A 20606-nucleotide genomic window follows, 5' to 3' on the forward strand; every position below is an offset into this window, starting at 1 on the left:
GCCCGGGATCGTGCGGCCGGTCACGCGGTGCCGCCCTGGTGGCTGCCGTGCGGGCCGCCCTGGTGCGGGATCCGCGCCCCGTCGGCGGTGTGCGCGGTGTGCTCGGTGTGCTCCGCGGCGGCCTCACGGGAGGCCACGACATCCTGGACGGCGTCCAGCACGCCCCGGTAGCCGGTGCAGCGGCAGAGGTTGCCGCAGATCGCCTGGCGGGTCTCCAGCTCGGTGGGCTTGTGGTTGCCCTCCAGCAGGTCGTGGACGGTCATCGCCAGGCCGGGGACGCAGAAGCCGCACTGCACGGCGCCGCACTCGGCGAGCGCGCGCTGCACGTCGGACGGCTGCCCGTCGCCGGACAGCCCCTCCACGGTGCGGACCTCGCTGCCCGCGGCGGTCGCGGCCGGCACCAGGCACGAGGCCACGAGCCGGCCGTCGACCTGGACGGAGCAGGCCCCGCACTCGCCCTGCTCGCAGCCGTCCTTCGCGCCGGCCAGGCCGAGCCGCTCCCGCAGGACGTACAGCAGGGACTCCCCCAGCCAGGCGTCGGTCACCGGCCGGTCGGCGCCGTTGACGCTGAGCACGTAGGAGGCGAGCGGGTGCTGACTGTGCTCCTCGTCGGGCGCCGGCTCCTCGTCGTCGGCCGCGGCCTCGATCAGTTCGCCGTCGGGGCCGCCGGCGGGAATCTCCGAAGACTCCGGGCCGTCCTCGGTCACCGCGACGGTCTCGGCGCCGGTGAGCGCCCCCACCGCGCCCATGGGGTACTCGCCGGACTCGTCCGCCGCGTCCTCCGCGACGAACGGCAGGCTCCACTGCCCGGTCTCACCGGAGGGCGGCATCGCGCCGGCGGTGGTGGACGGCGGGTGCTCGGCGAAGTACGGGTGCCGGGCCGCCAGGTCCTGCGCGTCACGGTGCCGGGTGTCCGCGCCGCCCTCGTATCCACCGGGCACACCCGGCGGATACGGCTCGCCGCCGCGCTCGTCGACGGCCCGCGCGCCGAGGTCGGGCCGGAGGGCGTCGGCCGGCGGCCGGGACGCCGACGCCGCCGCGCCCTGGCCGAACTGGCCGGCGCTGAACGACCGCGGGGCGGGCACGTCGGGGGGGGAGTGCGTCTCGTCGGAGTGCTGGGCGGTCCACGGCGCGGTGAGACCGTCCGCCACGGCTCCCAGCCGGTACTCACCGGACTCCTCGACCGGGTCGGCCGCGACGAGCGGGATCGACCACTGGGTCGCCGCGTCCCCCGCGTCGGCCACCGGCGGCAGCATGGCCGCGAAGGAGACGTGCATGGTCTGGTCGGGGTCGTAGTCCCCGCCGCCCGGCACGGGCTGCCAGGTGCCGGGGGTGAGCGGGGTGCCCGGCTGCGGCTGCGGCTGGTCGGTCATGCCAGGGCCCTCCCGAGCGCTCGGCGGGCCAGCGCCGCCACGGTGCGGCGCAGTTGTACGGCGGCGGGCGGCAGCTCGACGGCCTCGGCCCCGTCGGGCCCCGGAACGGGGTCCGGGATGCACGCTCCGGCGACGTACTCGCCGAAGGCCGTGCACGCCTCGGGGGCGAGCAGGCGTCCGCCCTCCCAGTCGATCAGTCCCGCGACCCAGCGTTCGGCCTCCAGCGGCCGCAGCGGCACGGGCGCGACCGCGCCCACCGCGCAGCGCACACCGCGCCGGGCGGGGTCCAGGACGACGGCGACCGATGCCAGCGCCCGGCCGGGGCCGGTGCGGCCGGTGGCCTTGAGGAACGTCTGCGGCGCGTGCAGCAGCGGCACGCGCACGAACGCGAGGAGCTCTCCGGGGCGCAGCGGGTCCATGTCGGTCAGCAGGTGGCTGACCGGTAGTTCCCGGCTGCCGTGGGGGCCGGCCAGGATGACGCTCGCCTCCAGCGCGGTCAGCACCGGCAGTGCGTCGCCGGTCGGCGCGGCCGTGGCGATGTTGCCGCCGAGGGTGCCCGCGTTGCGGATCTGCGGCGGTCCCGCCGCGCGGGCGGCGGCGGCGAGCGCGGGGATGAGCGCGGCGAAGTCGGGGCGGCTCATCCGGGCGTGGGTGAGGCCGGCGCCGAGCAGTGCGTGGCCGTCGGCGTACTGCCAGCCGCGGATCTCGCTGATCCGCCCGAGGCCGACGAGTCCCGCCGGGCGCAGCAGCCCGGAGTTGACGGCCGCCATCAGGTCGGTGCCGCCGGCCACGGGCACGGCTCCGGGGGCGGCGGCGAGTGCCGCCACCGCCTCGTCGAGCGAGGACGGCAACGTGACGTTCCGTGCCGTCTGCTGTGCATTCGTGCTCACGCAGCTGCCCCTTCCCGGCTCTCCGCCGTGCGGTAGCCGTACCGTACGTGCTGACAGCCCGGACGTGGCAACTCTGGCACATGTTCGGCGGTGGTCAACGCGAGGGTCCGCGAAGTGCGGGCCTGCCCCTCAAGGGAGTAGATGCCCCATTCTGTCGGGTATCACCCCCGTGTCGGGATTGGCGCCCTTCGAGGGTGTTGCGAAGATACGCCAATCCACCGTGCCAGGCCCGCGCTTGTGGCGGCGGATGTTGCGGCATTGCTCACACGATCGGGGGTCGTCCGTCGATCGGGCGTCCGAGTACACCGGGGCGCCGCTGCCACGGCAGCGGGCCGCCGGGCGGGCGGTACTCCACGCCGAGCGCGTCAAGTCGCGCGTAGTGGACCTCCATTCGGCGTTCGAAGTCCGGCCAGTCGCGCTCGGCGGGCGCCGGCAGCCGTGACCAGGCCACCTCGGCGACCGCCGCCAGCCTCGGGAACACCATGTAGTCCACGACCCTGGCCGAGTCCATCACCTCGGTCCAGGCGTTGGCCTGGGTCCCGATGACGTGCGCGGCCTCTTCCCCGGTGAGTTCCGCGGGCACCGGCTCGAACCGGTAGACGTCCTCCAGGGTGCGCACCCGTGCGATCGGCACCGGCTCGTCGGCCAGGTCCGACTGCCGCCAGTCCAGGTAGACATGCGACTCCGGGCACATCACGACGTCGTGCCCGGCCCGCGCGGCGGCGATCCCGCCCTCGTACCCGCGCCACGAGGAGACGGCCGCGCCAGGCGCCAACCCGCCTTCCAGGATCTCGTCCCAGCCGATCAGCCTGCGGCCGCGTTCCGCGAGCCAGCCGTCGAAGTGCCGGATGATCCAGCTCTGCAGCTCGTCCTCGTCGGCGAGCCCCAACTCCTTGATCCGCTCCTGGGCCGACGCTGACGCGCGCCACTGCTCCTTGGGGCACTCGTCGCCGCCGACGTGGAAGAACTCGGACGGGAACAGGTCGAGCAGTTCGGTGAAGACGCCCTCGTAGAAGCGCAGCGTGCCGTCCGCGGGAGAGAGCACGTTGGGGTTGACGCCCCAACTGGTCAGCACGGGGAGCGCGCCGGTGTCGACGACGTCGGCGTTGCCCAGTTCGGGGTAGGCCGCGATGGCGGCCTGCGAGTGGCCGGGGATGTCGATCTCCGGCACGACGGTGATCTGCCGCTGCGCCGCGTAGGAGACGATCTCGCGGATGTCGTCCTGCGTGTAGTACCCGCCGTGCGGCCGCTCGTCCCACAGCGGGGACTCCCGCAGCCCCACCTTGGTCCGCTCGCGCCAGGCGCCGACCTCGGTGAGCCGCGGGTAGCGCTTGATCTCCACGCGCCAGCCCTGGTCGTCGGTGAGGTGCAGGTGCAGCACGTTGAGCTTGTGCGCGGCCATCAGGTCGACGTAGCGCAGCACGGCGTCCTTGGGCAGGAAGTGCCGGGCGACGTCGAGCATGAGGCCGCGCCAGCCGAAGCGCGGGGCGTCCTGGATGTGGCAGAACGGGATCCGCCACTCGCGTCCGGCGAGCGGCGCGCGCCGGAACGCGTCGGGGCCCAGCAGCTGGCGCAGCGTCTGCGCGCCCCAGAAGACGCCCGCGGGGCCGCCGCCGTAGAGGTGCACGCCGGTCGGCGAGACCACAAGGCGGTACCCCTCGGGACCCAGGTCCTGGGTGACCGTGTCGTGGACGGAGATCCTGATGGCATCGGTCTCCGAGCCGTCGCCCGGCGCGAGGCGCCGGCCGGTGGACGCGCCCAGTTCGGAGCGCAGCCATCGCTCCGCCCGCTCCGTGCCCGGCCCGGCGGCCAGCACCGTGTCGGGTCCGAGGACGAAGAAGTCGTCACCGGGGTCGTCGGTCACCAGGCGCGGGGCGGGGATGAGGTCCATGACCCACATCCTGCCCCGCCGGCACCGAATTGGCATAGACCAATCAGGCGGCTGCCTGGATCAGTTCTTGCCGCTCTTGTCCTTGTCCCCGCCGCCACCGAGGGGCATCGTCTCGAAGATCTCTTTGCACATCGGGCAGACCGGGTACTTCTTCGGGTCCCGTCCCGGCACCCAGACCTTCCCGCACAGCGCGACCACCGGAGACCCGGAGAGCGCACTCTCCATGATCTTGTCCTTCTGGACATAGTGGGCGAAGCGCTCGTGGTCGCCATCGCCGTGCGACACCTGCGGGGTCGGCTCGACGAGGGTGCCGGTACCGGCCCCGCGTTCGGGCTCAAGAGTGCTCATAACCGTCAAGCCTAATTGAGCGACGGGTCGTCCGGGTACGTGGCCACCATCGCCAATTCGTTGCGTTGTCTCCTGAGCACGGAGCGCCACAGGCGTTCCGGGTCCGGCGCGGACACGTCGCCCGGTTCCGACTCCACGACGTACCAGGCGCCGTCGACGAGTTCGGCCTCCAACTGGCCGGGGCCCCACCCGGCGTACCCGGCGAAGATCCGCAGGGAGCCCAGCTCCGCCGCGAGCAGTTCCGGCGGCGCCTCCAGGTCCACGAGGCCGATCGCGCCGTGCACCCGCCGCCAGCCCAGCGGGGCGTCGTCCCCGTCGTCCCCAGGACTCGCCGGGCACCACGGCCAGCCCCAGCGCGGAGTCCAGCGAGACCGGGCCGCCCTGGAACACCACCGGGGGCGAGCCGGCCAACACCGCCCACGGCTGCAGCACGTCGCCCACCCCGATCGGCGTGGGGCGGTTGAGCACGACGCCGAGCGACCCCGCCTCGTCGTGGTCGAGGAGGAGTACCACCGCACGGTCGAAATTCGGGTCCGCCAGAGCGGGCGTGGCCACGAGCAGCCTGCCGGTGAGCGAAGTGACCTCCGTCATGGTCCACATGATCCCGCATCGCGGGCCTCCACGGGATGCCAACGACCGGCCCCGGCGTAATCGCGCAGCGTGCGGGCAGTCGAGTGGGAGGTCCCGGACGCCTGGGACGCCTTGTACCCACTGGTAACCGGGAGGGCGGCAGAGGCTGTAGCGAACTCATGACAGAGCCGTCACCTCCCGGGCTTACAGGAGTCCTCCGTAGGCGCATTACCATTTCTTCCTGGTGCCTGCGGGGACCCCGCCCACTTTTATGACTGTCTCCAGGAACGCGAGATCCATGACCGACGCTTCCGACGTACTGCTTGTCCATGGCGGAACCCCGCTCCGAGGCGAGATCCGTGTCCGCGGCGCGAAGAACCTCGTGCCCAAGGCCATGGTGGCCGCCCTCCTCGGCAGCGGGCCGAGCCGACTGCGCAACGTGCCCGACATCCGCGACGTCCGCGTCGTGCGCGGGCTGCTCCAGCTGCACGGCGTGACGGTGCAGGCCGGTGAGGAACCGGGCGAGCTGGTGCTCGACCCCTCGCACGTCGAGAGCGCGAACGTCGCCGACATCGACGCGCACGCCGGCTCCTCCCGGATCCCGATCCTGTTCTGCGGCCCGCTGCTGCACCGCCTCGGGCACGCCTTCATCCCGGGCCTGGGCGGCTGCGACATCGGCGGCCGGCCGATCGACTTCCACTTCGACGTGCTGCGGCAGTTCGGCGCGACCATCGAGAAGCGGCCCGGCGGGCAGTATCTGGAAGCCCCGCAGCGACTGCGCGGCTGCAAGATCACGCTGCCGTACCCGTCGGTCGGCTCGACCGAGCAGGTGCTGCTGACGGCCGTGCTGGCCGAGGGCGTCACCGAGCTGTCGAACGCCGCGGTCGAGCCCGAGATCGAGGACCTGATCTGCGTCCTGCAGAAAATGGGCGCGATCATCTCGATGGACACCGACCGCACGATCCGGATCACCGGTGTCGACAAGCTCGGCGGCTACAACCACCGCGCCCTCCCGGACCGCCTGGAGGCGGCCTCCTGGGCGAGCGCGGCGCTGGCCACCGAGGGGAACATCTACGTCCGCGGGGCCCACCAGCGGTCGATGATGACGTTCCTGAACACCTTCCGCCGGGTCGGCGGCGCCTTCGAGATCGACGACGAGGGCATCCGCTTCTGGCACCCGGGCGGCCCGCTCAACGCCATCGCGCTGGAGACCGACGTTCACCCGGGCTTCCAGACCGACTGGCAGCAGCCGCTCGTGGTGGCGCTGACCCAGGCCTCCGGCCTGTCGATCGTCCACGAGACGGTCTACGAGTCCCGGCTGGGCTTCACCTCGGCGCTCAACCAGATGGGCGCGCACATCCAGCTGTACCGCGAGTGCCTGGGCGGCTCCGCGTGCCGATTCGGCCAGCGCAACTTCCTGCACTCGGCGGTCGTCTCCGGCCCCACCAAGCTGCAGGGCGCCGATCTGGTCATCCCGGACCTCCGCGGCGGCTTCTCGTACCTGATCGCCGCTCTGGCGGCGCAGGGCACCTCCCGGGTGCACGGGATCGACCTCATCAACCGCGGCTACGAGAACTTCATGGCGAAGCTCGCGGAACTGGGAGCCAACGTGGAGCTCCCGAACCCCGTCAGCGTCTAGCGCTCCCCGGGCGGGCCCCACAAGGGCCCGCCCGGACCCGTGGGGCCCGTACGGACGCCCACAGACGCCCACAGACAGCAAGGGCGGCCATCTCCCCGGGGAGATGGCCGCCCTTCGCCTTGCCAGTCGGGACTACTTGCCCTTGGCGGCTTCCTTGAGCTTGGAGCCCGCGGAGACCTTCACGCTGTAGCCGGCCGGAATCTGGATCGGGTCGCCGGTCTGCGGGTTGCGCGCGGTGCGAGCGGCACGGTGGGTGCGCTCGAAGGTCAGGAAGCCGGGAATGGTGACCTTCTCGTCGCCCTTGGCGACGATCTCGCCGACGGTCTCGGCGAGAGCGGCCAGAACGGCGTCGGCGTCCTTACGGGTCACCTCGGCGCGCTCGGACAGAGCGGCCACCAGCTCACTGCGGTTCATATCTTTACTCCCGTGTTCTTTATGCCAGGGGGGCGCGAGCTTGAAGCTGTGCTGCCTCACTGCCCGAGTTGCATCCTGCCCCCATATATGGGGGGAAAGCCAATCCGGCACCCGAGCGCGTCGCTGAAAAAGCGGCGCGGGTGCGTTGCGATGACCCAGTGTCGTCACACAGTGGCCGTCGATTCGGTTGCCGCGCCCATCGCCTTCGCCGCGTTCCGAACGGCTCCCGCGACGGCGCCCGCCACCTTGTCGTTGAAAACGCTGGGAATGATGTAGTTGGCGTTCAGCTCGTCCTCGCCGACGACATCGGCGAGGGCATACGCGGCCGCCAGCATCATCTCGGTGTTCACCGTACGGCTCTGCGCGTCCAGCAGGCCGCGGAAGACGCCCGGGAAGACCAGCACGTTGTTGATCTGGTTGGGGAAGTCACTGCGGCCCGTGGCGACCACCGCGGCGGTCTGCCTGGCCACTGCCGGGTCGACCTCGGGGTCGGGGTTGGCGAGCGCGAAGACGATCGCTCCCTTGGCCATCGCGGCGACGTCCTCGCCGGTCAGGACGTTGGGGGCGGAGACGCCGATGAAGACGTCGGCACCGCGCACGGCCTCCTTGAGGGTGCCCGTGACGCCCTCCGGGTTGGTGTTGTCGGCGATCCAGCGCAGCGGCGACTCGGGGTCGGCGTCGACCAGGTCCGGCCGTCCCGCGTGCACGACGCCGTGGATGTCGGCGGAGACCGCGTGCTTCACGCCTGCGGCGATCAGCAGCTTGAGGATGGCCGTACCGGCCGCGCCGGCGCCCGACATGACGACCCGTACGTCGCCGATGTTCTTGCCGACGACGCGCAGCGCGTTGGCGAGCGAGGCGAGCACCACGATGGCGGTGCCGTGCTGGTCGTCGTGGAAGACCGGGATGTCCAGCATCTCGCGCAGCCGGGCCTCGATCTCGAAGCAGCGCGGCGCGGAGATGTCCTCCAGGTTGATGCCCGCGAAGCCCGGCGCGATGGCCTTCACGATCGCCACGATCTCGTCGGGATCCTGGGTGTCGAGGCAGATCGGCCACGCGTCGATGCCGGCGAAGCGCTTGAAGAGCGCCGCCTTGCCCTCCATGACCGGCAGAGCCGCCATCGGGCCGATGTTGCCGAGGCCGAGCACGGCGGAGCCGTCGGTGACGACGGCGACGCTGTTGCGCTTGATGGTGAGGCGGCGGGCGTCCTCGGGGTTCTCGGCGATGGCCATGCACACGCGGGCCACGCCCGGGGTGTAGATCATCGAGAGGTCGTCACGGTTGCGGATCGGGTGCTTGGACGCCATCTCGATCTTGCCGCCGAGGTGCATCAGGAACGTACGGTCGGAGACCTTGCCGAGGAGGACCCCGTCGATGCCGCGCAGCTTCTCGACGATCTCGTCGCCGTGCGCGGTGGACGAGGCCGCGATGGTCACGTCGATCCTGAGCTTCTCGTGACCGGAGGCGGTCACGTCGAGACCCGTCACCGACCCGCCTGACGACTCCACCGCGGTGGTGAGCTGGCTGACCGCGGTCCCGCTCGCCGGGACCTCCAGCCGCACCGTGATCGAGTACGAGACGCTTGGCGCCGTTGCCATCCTGCCGACCTTCTTCCGCTACCTGCTTGTTCCAACGCTCTGCCGCTCGATCGTTGCACCTACTGGCCGGTACGCGTAACTGCGGCCCCAGCAACGGAAAGAGACTTCCACCATGCGAGAATCGTCCGCGATTTTCAAGCCCGGACTGTGACCTTCGGCAAATTTCAGGTTGTCGGCAGATGCGGGAAGCAACCCACGGGACGGTTTGTTAGCCTGAGTACGGCACCGGCTCGATCCAAGCCCCCGGGCCCAACCTTAGGCGCTTCGAGCGCCCACTTGCCGCGAGGCGAGCATGGCGGGTCGGTGTCACCAACGTCCGACGGGCGCCCCTCCGAGAGGGGCGCCCGTCGTCGTTCGTCGCGGCACGGTCAGGGGAACGCGTCAGTCCCGCAGCAGGTCGGGGACCCCGGAAGCGTCCGGGCTGTCGCGCTCGCCGGAGAGCACCGTGAGCCGCTGGGTGGCGCGGGTCAGCGCCACGTAGAGCACCCGCAGCCCGGCCGGCGACTCATCGGCGATCTCCGCCGGAGAGACCACGATCGTCGCGTCGTACTCCAGCCCCTTGGCCTCCAGGCTGCCCAGCGCCACCACCCGCTCGCCGAGCCCCGCCAGCCACTTGCGGGCCTGTCCGCGGCGGCCCATGGCCACCACAACGCCCACCGTGCCGTCCACGTCCGCCAGCAGCAGTTCGGCCTCCGCGCGCACCGCCGCCCCCAGATCGGCGTCCGCCACCGTGAAGCGCGGCACCAGCCCCGTGGAGCGCACCGCGCGCGGCGACTCCATGCCGGGCATCGCCAGCTTCAGCACCTTCGCCGCCAGGTCGGCGATCTCGGAGGGGTTGCGGTAGTTGACCGTCAGGGTGAAGCGGCGGCGCGGCCGGCTGCCGAGCGCCTCCTCGCGCGCCTGGGCGGCCTCGTCGGGGTCCGTCCAGGAACTCTGCGCCGGGTCGCCGACGATCGTCCAGGTCGCGGTCCTGCCGCGGCGGCCGACCATCCGCCACTGCATCGGCGTCAAGTCCTGCGCCTCGTCGACGATGACGTGCGCGTACTCGGCCCGCTCCTCGTCGAGCCGGTCCGCCCGGTTGCGGCGGCCGCCGCCCATCCGCTCGGCCGACGTGGTGACCTCGTCGAGGCCCGTCAGCATGTCCAGCGGGTCGGCGTCGCGCTTCTTCGGCCGCGGCGGCGGGCCCAGCAGCGTCTCCAACTCGTCGAGCAGCGCCACGTCGTGCACGGTCACGCCGTCGCGGCGCAGCGAACGCGACACCCGGCGCACCTCGGGCGGGGTGAGCACCCGGCGCGCCCAGCGGCCGAGCCGCTTCTCGTCGGCCAGCGCCGCCAGCACCCCGCGCGGGGTGAGGACCGGCCAGTACCCCTGCAGGAAGTCCAGGAACTCCGGCTCCGTCGAGATGTCCTCGTCGAAGCCCTGGCGCTCCTCCGCCGCCAGCTCCTGGTCGTCGGAGCGGCGCCCGGCCTTCCGCCACAGCGCGTCCAGCAGCAGTCTGCGGGCGCGCGGACGCAGCAGGTTCACGGGGGCGGTCCCGCCCAGCACGTTGTGCCGGATCTGCGACAGCTCCTGCTCGCCGAGCTCCAGCCGGCGTCCGAAGGCGACGACGCGCAGCGTGGTGCGGGAGACCTGCGGGGCGGTGTCGTCCTCCTCGTCGTCCTCGAAGAGGGCGGCCTGCTGAGCGGACTTGACCGGCTGCGGGGCCTCCAGGGCGCCGCGGGCCGCGTTGCGCAGCACCTTCATCATGCGCAGCGAGCCCTTGATGCGGGCGACCGCGGGCTCGTCGTACAGGTCGGCCTCCACGCCGTCGACGAGCGAGCCGACGGCGCGGATCGCGACCTGGCCCTCCTCGCCGAGCGACGGCAGGACGCCTTCCGTGTACGCCACCAGCAGCGGCGTCGGGCTGACGACCAGGATGCCGCCCGCGTACCGGCGGCGGTCCTGGTAGAGCAGGTACGCGGCGCGGTGCAGCGCCACCGCCGTCTTGCCGGTGCCGGGGCCCCCGGTGACCTCCGTGACGGAGGCGGCGGGTGCCCTGATCACCATGTCCTGCTCGGCCTGGATGCTCGCCACGATGTCGCGCATCGTGTGGCTGCGGGCCTGCCCGAGCGCGGCCATCAGCGCGCCGTCACCGACCACCGGCAGCCCGGTCTCCAGCTCCGGACGCAGCAGGTCGTCCTCCACCCCCAGCACCCTGCGGCCCTTGGAACGGATGACGCGGCGGCGCACCACCCGTCCGGGGGCGACCGGGGTCGAGCGGTAGAACGGCGCGGCCGCGGGCGCCCGCCAGTCGATCACCAGCGGCGCGTAGTCGGCGTCCAGGACGCCGATGCGGCCGATGTGCAGCACTTCCGCGATCTGCGCCGCGTCGTTCACGACGGCGTCGTCCGCCGGTTCGAGCGAGGTGAACGCGCCGTCGGCGCCACGCTTCCCGTCCTTGCCCTGCAGCAGGTCGATCCGTCCGAAGAGGAAGTCCTCGAACTCCGCGTTCAGCCGGTTGAGGTGCAGCCCGGCGCGGAACACCTGCGCGTCGCGCTCGGCGAGCGCGCCGGGTGTGCCCACCTGGCCGCGCTTGGCGGCGTCATCCATGAGGAACTCGGCTTCGTGGATCTTCTCCTCGAGCCGGCGGTACACCCGGTCCAGGTGCGCCTGTTCGACGGCGATCTCCACGTCCCGGACCCCCCCGGGCGCTGCGGTTTGCGCGGCCACGCAAGACCCCCTTCTCCTGTGCGTTGAGAGCGCTCCGTGCGGGTTCGGCTACACGCACGGGGCAGCCTGCAACCGTACGCGACCCGCGCCCCCCTGCGCACCACTCCGCCTGCGACGGGCTTGTGATTCCCCACCTCTGGTCGATCACGGGCCGTCGAAGCGGGGGCCGCGCCCGCGGGTGTCGCGCCATCCCGCTCCGATCGCGCTCCCTCCCGCCCACCGGCCGTCCACACACCTGCCCACTGGCCCGTCCCTTGACCTAGCCCACGTGGGCCGGGCGGGGCACTCTGGGGGCAGCGGGTCACGGGCGGCAGCGGGAAGGGTGACAGGCACATGACGGTTACGGGCTCCTCCGAGCTTCGATTCGACACCGGGCGGGTGAGTCTCGACCTTCTCGCGACGGTCTCCGGACGGCTCTGCGAGGAGCCGGTCGACCGTCTCGACTCGCCGCGCCGCCTCACCCAGTGGCTGTACGGGGCCGGGCTCGTCCCGAGCGGTACGGCGCTGGCCGTCGACGCGGCGTGGCTCGGCCGCTTCCTGGTGCTGCGGGACGTGCTGCGGCGGGTCGTGGCGACGCAGCTGGCCGCCGGGCCGCGGGACGGCGCGCCGCCCTCGCCCTCGGCGGGACCGCCCGCCGAGTCCTCCGCCGATGCCGCGGATCCGCTGTCGACGACGCCCTCGGCCGCCGACGTCTCCCGGCTCAACGCCGCCGCGCTGGCCGCGCCGCCCGCGCCCAGTGCCCGGCCCGCGCCGGACGGCACCCTCGTCCGCACCCTGGCCGCGCAGCCCGACTGCGGCGCCCTGCTGGCGGCCGTCGCGCGCGACGCGGTCGAGTTGCTCACGGACCCCCTCGCACGGGCCCAGCTGCGGCAGTGCGAGGGGGAGAGCTGTTCCCTGGTCTACCTCGACGCGTCGCGCGGGCGCCGCCGCCGCTGGTGCAGCAGCGAGATCTGCGGCAACCGCGAACGCGTCGCCCGCCACCGCCGAAGGGCGGTCGCCGCCCAGACCTGACCACCCACCGCCGGATCCGGGGGGCCGCCGGATCCGGGCCACTGGTTCCGGGGCTACTGCTTCCGGAGCTACTGCTTCCGGGGGCCACAGGTTCCGGGGCTACTGGTTTCCGGGGTCACTGGTTCAGGGGGCCACCGGTTCAGGGGGCCACCGGTTCAGGAGGCCACCGGTTCAGGAGGCCACCGGTTCAGGAGGCCACCGGCTCCGGGGTTACTCCTCCCCCGCGTATTTCTCGTCCGCCAGGGGATCGAGCGCCAGCCGGTATCCCCTCTTCACGACGGTCTGGATGAGTTTGGGCGCGCCCAGCGCCGTCCTCAGCCGGGCCATCGCCGTCTCGACCGCGTGCTCGTCGCTGCCCGCGCCCGGCAGGGCCTTCAACAGGTCCGCGCGCGGGACGACCCACCCCGGCCGTCGCGCCAGTGCCCGCAGCAGAGCCATGCCGGCGGGCGGCACGGCCCGCAGTTCGCCGTCGACGACGGCCGCCTGGCCGCGGATCTCGATCCGGCGGCCCGCGACGGGCAACGCCCGGACCCGCCCCGGCAGTTCCGCGGCGATCAGCTGGACGAGCGGGCCGAGCCGGAAGCGGTCCGGTTGGAACGTCGGGATGTCGTGCGCCTCCAGCGGCAGGGCGGTGACAGGCCCCACACAGGCCGGCAGGACGTCGTGCCGCAGCGCGTCGAGCAGCTTGTCGAGCCGGCCGAGCCGGTCGGCGCGTTCCAGCAGGGAGACCACCGCGGGCGCGCTCGTGAAGCTCACCGCGTCGAGCGACCGGGCGATCGCCGCTTCGATGAGCCGGTCGACGGGCCCGAGGTCCTCCGGCGCCATCCACCGGTACACCGGCACGCCGACGACCTCCGCGCCCGCCGCCCGCAGCGACTCGATGAAGCCGGGCAGCGGCTCGCCGTGCAGCTGGACGGCGATCCGCCGCCCCTCCACGCCCTGCTCCAGGAGCCGGTCGAGGACCTCGGCCATCGACTCGGAGGCCGGCGACCAGCTCTCCGTCAGGCCGGCCGCCCGGATCGCCCCCTTCACCTTGGGGCCGCGGGCCAGCACCTCCACCTCGCCCAGCCGGGCCAGCAGGGCCTCGCCGAGGCCCCAACCGTCGGCGGCGCCGACCCAGCCGCGGAAGCCGATCGCGGTGGTGGCCACCACGATGTCCGGACCGTTGTCGAGCAGCTCCTTGGTCGCCGAGAGGAGTTCCGCGTCGTCCAGCAGCGGCACGATCCGCAGCGCGGGCGCCCGCAGCACCACCGCTCCGCGCCGCTCCAGCAGCGCCACCAGCTCGTCGGCCCGCCGGGCCGCCGTCACCCCGACCGTGAAACCGGCCAGCGGCAGCACGGACGCGGCCGCCGCGAGCCTCGCGGGAGCCGTGACCGGCACCGCCGTGACCGGCACCGCCGTGACCGGCACCGCGGACTCGCCGGGCGTCGTCTCGGCGGGTACGGACTCGGCCGGTCCGGACGCGACAGGCCCGGATTCGGTGGGTGTGGACCCGGTGTCCACGGTCGCGTCGGCGGACGGCGCCCGCGCGCCGTCCTCCCGCTGTTCTGCCTTCCGCACCTGCATGGCTTGCCCCGCTCCGCTGGAGGTACACGTATCTGGTGGCCCCCGCCGCCGGTGGATGGCTCACATCCGGCCTTCCCGCCGGTCAGAGCATCGTGCCAACCCGGGGTGACGGGCGGGGTTCGCCCGGATTTCCCCGGTGTTACGTGCTGGTTCCGGCCACCGGCCGGATCCGGCGGCACCGGGCCCCGCCCGGCGCCGCCGCGCCGCACCCCGGGGCCCGGCGGTGGCCGGACCCGTCACACCTCCGCGTAGCTCAGCTGCGGCGCCGGTTCCGTCGCCTCGGAGAGCGGCGCGGCGGTGGCGGGACGGCGGAGGTATACGGCCCAGGTGAGCGTGAAGCACACCGCGTAGAAGGCCAGGAAGGAGACGAAGGCCGGGGTGCCGGTGTGCGCGGTGAGGAAGGACTGGCGGAACGCCAGGTTGATGCCCAGGCCGCCGAGCGCGCCGACCGCGCCGATCAGTCCCATCGTGGCCCCGGAGAGCCGGCGCCCGTACGCCGCTGCCGCCTCGCCGCTGAGGCCCTTGGCGACGGCCTTGGCGTGGTAGATGCCGGGGATCATCTTGTACGTCGAGCCGTTGCCGAGCCCGGAGAGCACGAACAGGACGATGAATCCCGTGGTGAAGACCGGCAGCGACTTCTGCACCGACCCGAGCACGACGACGAGTGTCGCCGCCGCCATCCCGAGGAAGTTCCAGAGCGTGATGCGCGCTCCCCCGAAGCGGTCCGCGAGGCGTCCGCCGACCGGGCGGATCAGCGACCCGAGCAGCGGCCCGATGAAAGTGATCGACGCGGCCTGCAGCGGGGTGCGGGCGAACTGGTTCTGCAGCACGAGGCCGAAGGCGAAGCTGTAGCCGATGAACGAGCCGAAGGTGCCGATGTAGAGGAAGGACATGATCCAGGTGTGCGCGTCCCGCACCGCCTCCCGGGCCGCGCCGGTGTCGTTCCTGACCGGTGCCAGGTTGTCCATCCGCAGCGCCGCGAGTGCCGCCGCGATCACGATGAGCGGGATGTAGACCGCGAGCAGGATGCGCGGGTGCGAGGCGCCCGCCGTCCCGATGATGAGGAGCCCGACCAGCTGGAGCACGGGCACGCCGATGTTGCCGCCGCCCGCGTTGAGCCCGAGCGCCCAGCCCTTCTTCCGGAGCGGGAAGAAGGAGTTGATGTTGGTCATGGACGAGGCGAAGTTACCGCCGCCCACCCCGGTGAGCGCCGCCACCAGCAGGAAGGTGCGGTACGAGGTGCCGGGCTCCATCACGATCGCCGCCGCGATGGTGGGGAGCAGCAGCATCAGCGCGCTGAAGACCGTCCAGTTGCGGCCGCCGAAGCGCGCGACGGCGAACGTGTACGGGATCCGGACGAGGGCTCCGACGGCGGTCGCCATGCCCACCAGGAAGAACTTTCCGGCCGGGTCGATGCCGTACTCGGGGCCCATGAAGAGCACCATGACCGACCAGAGGGTCCAGATCGAGAAACCGATGTGCTCGGAGAGGATCGAGAAGAGCAGATTGCGGTTGGCGGTCCTGCGCCCGCCGTTCTCCCAGAACTCGGTGTCCTCCGGGTCCCACTGCTCGATCCAGCGGCCCCCCTTGCGGGGTTCCGTGACGGTGGTGTGCATGACGCCTCCAGGCCCTGCCGGTGTCGGGTGTCGTCCATGACAGTAGGAACGGCCGGTTACCGGCCCGATGGCCCGAGGTGACGCGGGGGGAACCATGCACTCACCCGGCGCCGGGAGGCACTGTGAGACGCGCGCGGGCGGGGTCGGGCGGACGGGGTCAGGACGCGGGGCGGACGTCCTCGGGTGCGGGGAGCGGTCCGGACGGCGTGTCGCCGGGCTCGGGGCGCGGTCCGGACGGCGTGTCACCCCGCTCGGGGAGCGGTCCGGACGGCGTGTCACCCCGCTCGGGGTGCGGTCCGGACGGCGCGTCGCCGGGCCCGGGGAGCGCCGCGAGGCGGGCGTCGGGGTCCGGGAGCCAGCTGCCGGCGGGCCGGTGCAGCCAGTGCCCGGCCGCCGCCAGGGCGGTCACCGCCTCGTGCAGGGCGGCCAGCCCGGGGTGGCGCAGCCCGCGGCGCCAGACCATCGAGACCAGGGCGAGCGGGACGGGGTCCACCAGCGGCCGGAGCACCGCACCCGGCATGTCGAGGAACTCCGTGGTGGCCAGCACCGGCCAGCGGTGCTTCGCCACCAGCCGGATGAACTCCGCCGCGCCCTCGATCTGCGGGAAGGGCGCGGCCACCGCGATCCCCCGGCCCGCGAAGAGCCGCTCGGCCAGATCGGTCCACTCCGTGGTGGTCGGATTGCCGGCCCCGGCGTACAGCGTCTCCCCCGCCAGCGCGTCCAGCGGGATCCGCTCCAGCCGCGCGAGCGGGTGGTCCTGCGGCAGGACGACGGCCATCGGTTCGTAGCGCACCGGCCGGTGGTCGAGTCGGGACAGGGCGGCCGGGGCCAGCCCGGCGACGCGGCCGAAGGAGACGTCGAGCCGGCCGGCGAGGATGTCGGCGGCGGCGCCGGTCAGGCCGCTGTGGAAGCGGGCGATCAGCTCGCTGCCGGGGGCCGTCGCGCGCGCCTCGTCCAGCACCCGGCGCCCGGTGCTGACGGGCGCGCTGACGTCGACGAGCAGCGGCCGGTCGGCTGCCGCGAAGGCCGCGGCCAGCTCGTCCTGCGCCGCGAGCACCCGCCGCGCGTGGGGAAGGAGCCGCTCCCCGTCGGCGGTGAGTTCGACGCGCCGGGTGGTGCGGACGAACAGGTCGGTGCCCAACTCGCGCTCCAGCCGCCGGATGTCGCGGCTGAGGGCCTGCTGCGCCACGTAGAGCGCCGCCGCGGCGCGGGAGAAGTGCAGTTCCTCGGCGACTGCGACGAACGCGCGCAGCAGGCGGGGTTCCAGATCATGGGGCACGCCGCCATTGAACACCCGCCCGTCGATTGACAACGCGGACGCGTCAATGGCCGCCGATCAGGTGTTGGACCGCGGCAACGGCCCGCGGCCAGGCTGATCACATGCACCGTCACCCTCCCGCACCGCTGCTCCTCGCCGCCGCCGGCGGCACCCTGATCGCCGCGGACCGGACCGTCATCCACCGCACCGCCGACCACCGGGCCGCCAGGCGCCCCGGCGCCGTCCGGCCGCCCGGCCGCTTCGCCGCCTACCGGGGGATCTTCGCCGCTCCGGGCACCGCCGCGTTCACCGTGGGCAGCCTGCTGTCCCGCGCCCCGATGGGGATGTTCGGCGTCAGCCTGATCATCATGATCGCCACGACCCGCGGCTCCTACGCCCTCGCGGGTGCCGTGGCCGCCGCCGGCATGGCCGCGACCGCGGTCCTGGCCCCGCTCACAGCCCGCCTCACCGACCGGTACGGACAGGCCAGGGTCGCGCTGCCCGCCACCGTGTGGGCCGTGGCGGCCTGCCTCGCCCTGCTGCTGTGCGTGCGGTACGACGCCCCCTCGTGGACGCTCTTCGCCACGTACATCGCCAGGTCGACCACTCCGAACACCGGCGGCATGGCCCGCGCCCGCTGGGCGCACCTCTACCGCGACGACCCCGCGGCCCGCCACGTCGCCAACTCCTTCGAGCAGGTCGCCGACGAACTCTGCTACCTGCTCGGCCCGATCCTGGCCGCGTTCCTGTGCACCGCGCTCTTCCCCGAGGCGGGCATGCTGGTCGCCAACGTCCTGCTGCTCGTCGGCGTCCTGCTCTTCATCGCCCAGCGCGGCACGGAGCCGCCCGCCGCGGGACGCCCCGCGACCCGCTCCGGCTCCCTGCTGCGCGCACCCGGCCTGCCGCCCCTGCTGGCGGTGTTCCTCTGCACCGGGATGATCTTCGGCGCGCTGGAGGTCACCACCATCGCCTTCGCCGATGCCCGCGGGCACGCGTCGGCCGCCGGCGCCGTCCTCGCCCTGCAGGCCGCCGGGTCCGGTATCGCGGGCCTGCTCTACGGCCTGTCCCGGCCCACCGGGCCCGCCACGGCCCGCTTCGCGGCCACGGTGGCGGCGATGGCGGCCCTGATGGCCCTGCCGCTGCTCGCCCGCGACCTGCCGACGCTCGCCTGCTGCCTCTTCCTCGCCGGCTGCGCCACCGCGCCCACCATGGTCAACGGCATGACCCTGGTGCAGAACCTCGCGCCGCCGAACCGCCTCAACGAGGGGATGACGCTCGCCGTCACCGCCATCCTGGCCGGCATCTCCGCCGGCGCCGCCCTGGCCGGCACCGTCGCCGAACGTCTCCCTCCCGGCACCGGCTTCTGGCTGCCCGCCGCCGCGGGCGCCCTCGCCGCAGGCCTGGCCCTGCGGGTGCGCGCCGGCTCCAGGGCATGAGAAAGGCCCCACCGCGGTGAGCGGCGAGGCCTTCGTCATACATGGGGTTGGTGGAGATGGCGGGAATCGAACCCGCGTCCTGTGGTGCGGAAACAGGGCTTCTCCGAGCGCAGTCCGCTGTGCTTTTCTCAGCCCTGGCAATCACGCGGACAAGTTGCCAACGGGCTCAGTCACTGTTTGGTTTCCTTCAAGCCCCCGTGACCGGGTCATGAAGTTTAGTTCCCTTGATTATGCCAGGATCCAGGCCGGGAACAGCTCCTGGGCTGACACTCCGTAGAGCTTTCTTCCTAGCTACTTATTAGGCAGCGAGGGAGAAAGCGGAGGCATCGCGCTTGGTGTTGGCGATTATGTTTTGCGACATATGGTTAACGAGATCATTGCCGCTTCCTCGGCTCGCTTCCCCTGCTTCGACATCCCCAGTCGAAACCGATCATCCCCATGTTGTTTTTTCAAAGTGTCACCGGAGCTGACGGGCGAACCCGACGGACCCGGTGGCGCTGCACCCATCGTACGTGACCAACACGTGGACAGGCCACTGCATTCCCGTGCGGCCTTCCCGCGCCCGTCAGGCGCGCTGGCGTCGCCTGACCGCGGAGATGGCCCGGTTCGACTCCCGCGTGTCCTGCTTCTCGCGCAGGGTCTGCCGCTTGTCGTACTCCTTCTTGCCCTTGGCCAACGCGATCTCCACCTTGGCCCGGCCGTCCTTGAAGTACAGCCGGAGCGGGATGATCGTGTGCCCCGACTCCTGCGTCTTGTGGATCAGCTTCGCGATCTCGGCCTTGTGCAGCAGCATCTTGCGCTTCCGCCGTGCCGCGTGGTTCGTCCACGTGCCCTGCGTGTACTCGGGGATGTGGACGTTGTGCAGCCACGCCTCACCGCCGTCCAGCTGCGCGAAGCCGTCCACCAGCGAGGCGCGGCCCATGCGCAGCGACTTGACCTCGGTGCCGGTCAGCACCAGGCCCGCCTCGAAGGTGTCCAGGATCAGATAATCGTGGCGCGCCTTCTTGTTCTGCGCGATCAGCTTGTGACCAGTCTCTTTCGTCATAGCGCGGCCATTCTCGCACTAGGAGGGGGGTCTGAGGCCACTCAATACTTCCCTGGCCTCCGCCACCGCCGCGTCGGAGGGCCCCGAGGGGGCCGAGCCGCCGTTCACCTTCAGGTCCGGTTCGATGCCCCGGCCGTCCACGTTCCGCCCGTCGGGCAGGCTGTAGTGGCCGACGGTCAGCTCGGCGACCGAGCCGTCCGGCAGTTCGCTGGGCATCTGCACCGAGCCCTTGCCGAAGGTCCGCGAGCCGATCACGACCGCCCGGCCGCGGTCCTGCAGCGCACCCGCGAGCAGCTCCGCGGCGCTCATGGTGCCGCCGTCGACGACGGCCACCAGCGGCGTCTCGGTGTCGCCGCCGTCCTTGGCGTAGAGGGCGCGCTGGCGGCCGTGCACGTCGTAGGTGGCGACGAGGCCGCCGTCGAGGAAGACCGAGGACACGGTGACGGCCTCGGTGACCAGACCGCCGGAGTTTCCGCGCAGATCCAGCAGCACGCCCCGGCTGCCGGCGCGCACCGCGGCCCGCACCGCGGCCCGCACCTGGCCGCCGACGCCCTTGGTGAACGCCTCGATCTTGATGGAGGTGACGTCCCCCTCCAGTTTCCCGACGGTGACGGCCTCGGTGGCCAGCACCTCGCGACGCAGCGTGATGTCGCGGTCACCGGAACGCGGGTCGGCCGCACCGCCGTCGTGGTCCAGCCCGAGCCGCACGACGGACCCGGCGACGTTGTCGCCGCGCAGTTCCGCCACGACCTCCGTGACCGCCTTGCCGTCCGCTCGCACCCCGTCGATCGACCGGAGCCGGTCGCCGACCCGCACCCCCGCGAGCGCCGCGGGGCTGCCGGCCTGCACCCGGGCCACCTGGATCCAGCCGTTGCCGGTGCGCCGCACCCATATCCCGACGCCCACGTAGCGGCCGTCCAGGGCCTGTTGCAGGCCCGCGTACTCCTGGGCGGTGTAGAACGACGACCAGCGGTCGCCGCTGCGGCTGACCAGCTCTTGAGCGGCTTCCGGGCCGACCTTGCCGTCGTCGATCGCCTTCGCGATCGCGTCGGAGTCGGCGACGTTGCCCGCCGGAATCCTCGCCTGCGCCGCCGACGCGGACGGGGCGGGAACCGTCAGCGTGACGCCCGCCGCGCCGGTGGCCACCATCGCGCCGAGGCTGACCCACAGGAACGTCAGGGCGACCCCGCGGCGTGCGCCGCGGGGCGTCCCGAACATCAACCGGCCGGACATGGCGGGAAG

Annotated in this window: 15 protein-coding genes, 1 other RNA gene and 1 pseudogene; 3 read left to right on the plus strand and 14 right to left on the minus strand. The window is 72.6% G+C overall.

The genetic code is table 11. The features are described 5' to 3' along the window. Positions 1–20: 20 nt before the first annotated feature. From M2266_RS13540 to M2266_RS13560, 5 genes and pseudogenes are all read right to left on the minus strand, one after another. Positions 21–1373, minus strand: coding sequence for a 2Fe-2S iron-sulfur cluster-binding protein (locus tag M2266_RS13540; RefSeq protein ID WP_277438425.1), 1353 nt, complete (start codon positions 1371–1373; stop codon positions 21–23). Then, on the minus strand, positions 1370–2263 hold the full coding sequence (locus tag M2266_RS13545; protein ID WP_277438426.1) for an FAD binding domain-containing protein: 894 nt from the start codon (positions 2261–2263) through the stop codon (positions 1370–1372). Before M2266_RS13545 ends, M2266_RS13540 begins: the two co-directional genes overlap by 4 nt. Positions 2264–2525: 262 nt before the next feature. Continuing rightward, on the minus strand, positions 2526–4154 hold the full coding sequence (locus M2266_RS13550; RefSeq protein ID WP_277438427.1) for a beta-N-acetylhexosaminidase: 1629 nt from the start codon (positions 4152–4154) through the stop codon (positions 2526–2528). Between the two features lie 60 nt (positions 4155–4214). After that, a complete protein-coding gene (locus M2266_RS13555) occupies positions 4215–4502 on the minus strand; it encodes a DUF3039 domain-containing protein (RefSeq protein ID WP_277438428.1) in 288 nt (95 codons plus the stop codon). A gap of 11 nt (positions 4503–4513) precedes the next feature. Further along, positions 4514–5093 (minus strand): annotated as a pseudogene (locus M2266_RS13560) (YqgE/AlgH family protein). 277 nt (positions 5094–5370) lie between these two features. On the opposite strand from M2266_RS13560, the gene murA reads away from it, so the two are divergent. Beyond that, on the plus strand, positions 5371–6711 hold the full coding sequence (murA, locus tag M2266_RS13565) for a UDP-N-acetylglucosamine 1-carboxyvinyltransferase (protein WP_277438429.1): 1341 nt from the start codon (positions 5371–5373) through the stop codon (positions 6709–6711). A gap of 132 nt (positions 6712–6843) precedes the next feature. Here murA and M2266_RS13570 read toward each other — a convergent pair whose 3' ends face one another. The 3 genes from M2266_RS13570 to M2266_RS13580 all read right to left on the minus strand — a co-directional run bounded on the left by M2266_RS13570 (position 6844) and on the right by M2266_RS13580 (position 11432). Continuing rightward, a complete protein-coding gene (locus M2266_RS13570; protein WP_007264399.1) occupies positions 6844–7125 on the minus strand; it encodes an HU family DNA-binding protein in 282 nt (93 codons plus the stop codon). A 164-nt stretch (positions 7126–7289) separates the two neighbouring features. Beyond that, positions 7290–8723, minus strand: coding sequence for an NAD-dependent malic enzyme (locus tag M2266_RS13575; protein ID WP_277438430.1), 1434 nt, complete (start codon positions 8721–8723; stop codon positions 7290–7292). A 381-nt stretch (positions 8724–9104) separates the two neighbouring features. Continuing rightward, on the minus strand, positions 9105–11432 hold the full coding sequence (locus tag M2266_RS13580; protein ID WP_277438431.1) for a UvrD-helicase domain-containing protein: 2328 nt from the start codon (positions 11430–11432) through the stop codon (positions 9105–9107). A 333-nt stretch (positions 11433–11765) separates the two neighbouring features. Between M2266_RS13580 and M2266_RS13585 the strand changes: the two genes are divergently transcribed. After that, the gene (locus tag M2266_RS13585; protein WP_277438432.1) at positions 11766–12443 is read left to right on the plus strand and encodes an ABATE domain-containing protein; all 678 of its coding nucleotides are present in this window, start codon (positions 11766–11768) and stop codon (positions 12441–12443) included. A 210-nt stretch (positions 12444–12653) separates the two neighbouring features. Here the strand turns inward: M2266_RS13585 and M2266_RS13590 are convergent, their stop codons facing one another. The 3 genes from M2266_RS13590 to M2266_RS13600 form a co-directional block, all read right to left on the minus strand. After that, on the minus strand, positions 12654–14009 hold the full coding sequence (locus M2266_RS13590) for a uroporphyrinogen-III synthase (protein ID WP_277438433.1): 1356 nt from the start codon (positions 14007–14009) through the stop codon (positions 12654–12656). A 236-nt stretch (positions 14010–14245) separates the two neighbouring features. After that, on the minus strand, positions 14246–15625 hold the full coding sequence (locus tag M2266_RS13595) for a nitrate/nitrite transporter (RefSeq protein ID WP_277438434.1): 1380 nt from the start codon (positions 15623–15625) through the stop codon (positions 14246–14248). A gap of 157 nt (positions 15626–15782) precedes the next feature. Then, positions 15783–16904, minus strand: coding sequence for a LysR family transcriptional regulator (locus M2266_RS13600; protein ID WP_277438435.1), 1122 nt, complete (start codon positions 16902–16904; stop codon positions 15783–15785). Positions 16905–17005: 101 nt separating this feature from the next. On the opposite strand from M2266_RS13600, the gene M2266_RS13605 reads away from it, so the two are divergent. Further along, positions 17006–18319: an MFS transporter gene (locus M2266_RS13605; protein ID WP_277438436.1), complete on the plus strand. Its 1314-nt coding sequence runs from the start codon at positions 17006–17008 to the stop codon at positions 18317–18319. Between the two features lie 48 nt (positions 18320–18367). Here M2266_RS13605 and ssrA read toward each other — a convergent pair. The 3 genes from ssrA to M2266_RS13620 form a co-directional block, all read right to left on the minus strand. After that, positions 18368–18757, minus strand: a transfer-messenger RNA (tmRNA) gene (gene ssrA, locus M2266_RS13610). Positions 18758–18884: 127 nt separating this feature from the next. Then, positions 18885–19364, minus strand: coding sequence for an SsrA-binding protein SmpB (smpB, locus tag M2266_RS13615; protein WP_277438437.1), 480 nt, complete (start codon positions 19362–19364; stop codon positions 18885–18887). Positions 19365–19382: 18 nt separating this feature from the next. Continuing rightward, entirely contained in the window at positions 19383–20597 is a 1215-nt protein-coding gene (locus tag M2266_RS13620) for a S41 family peptidase (protein ID WP_277438438.1), read from the minus strand. Positions 20598–20606: the final 9 nt, after the last annotated feature.

The organism is Streptomyces sp. SPB162 (genome assembly GCF_029504575.1).
In the GTDB taxonomy this organism is placed as follows: domain Bacteria; phylum Actinomycetota; class Actinomycetes; order Streptomycetales; family Streptomycetaceae; genus Actinacidiphila.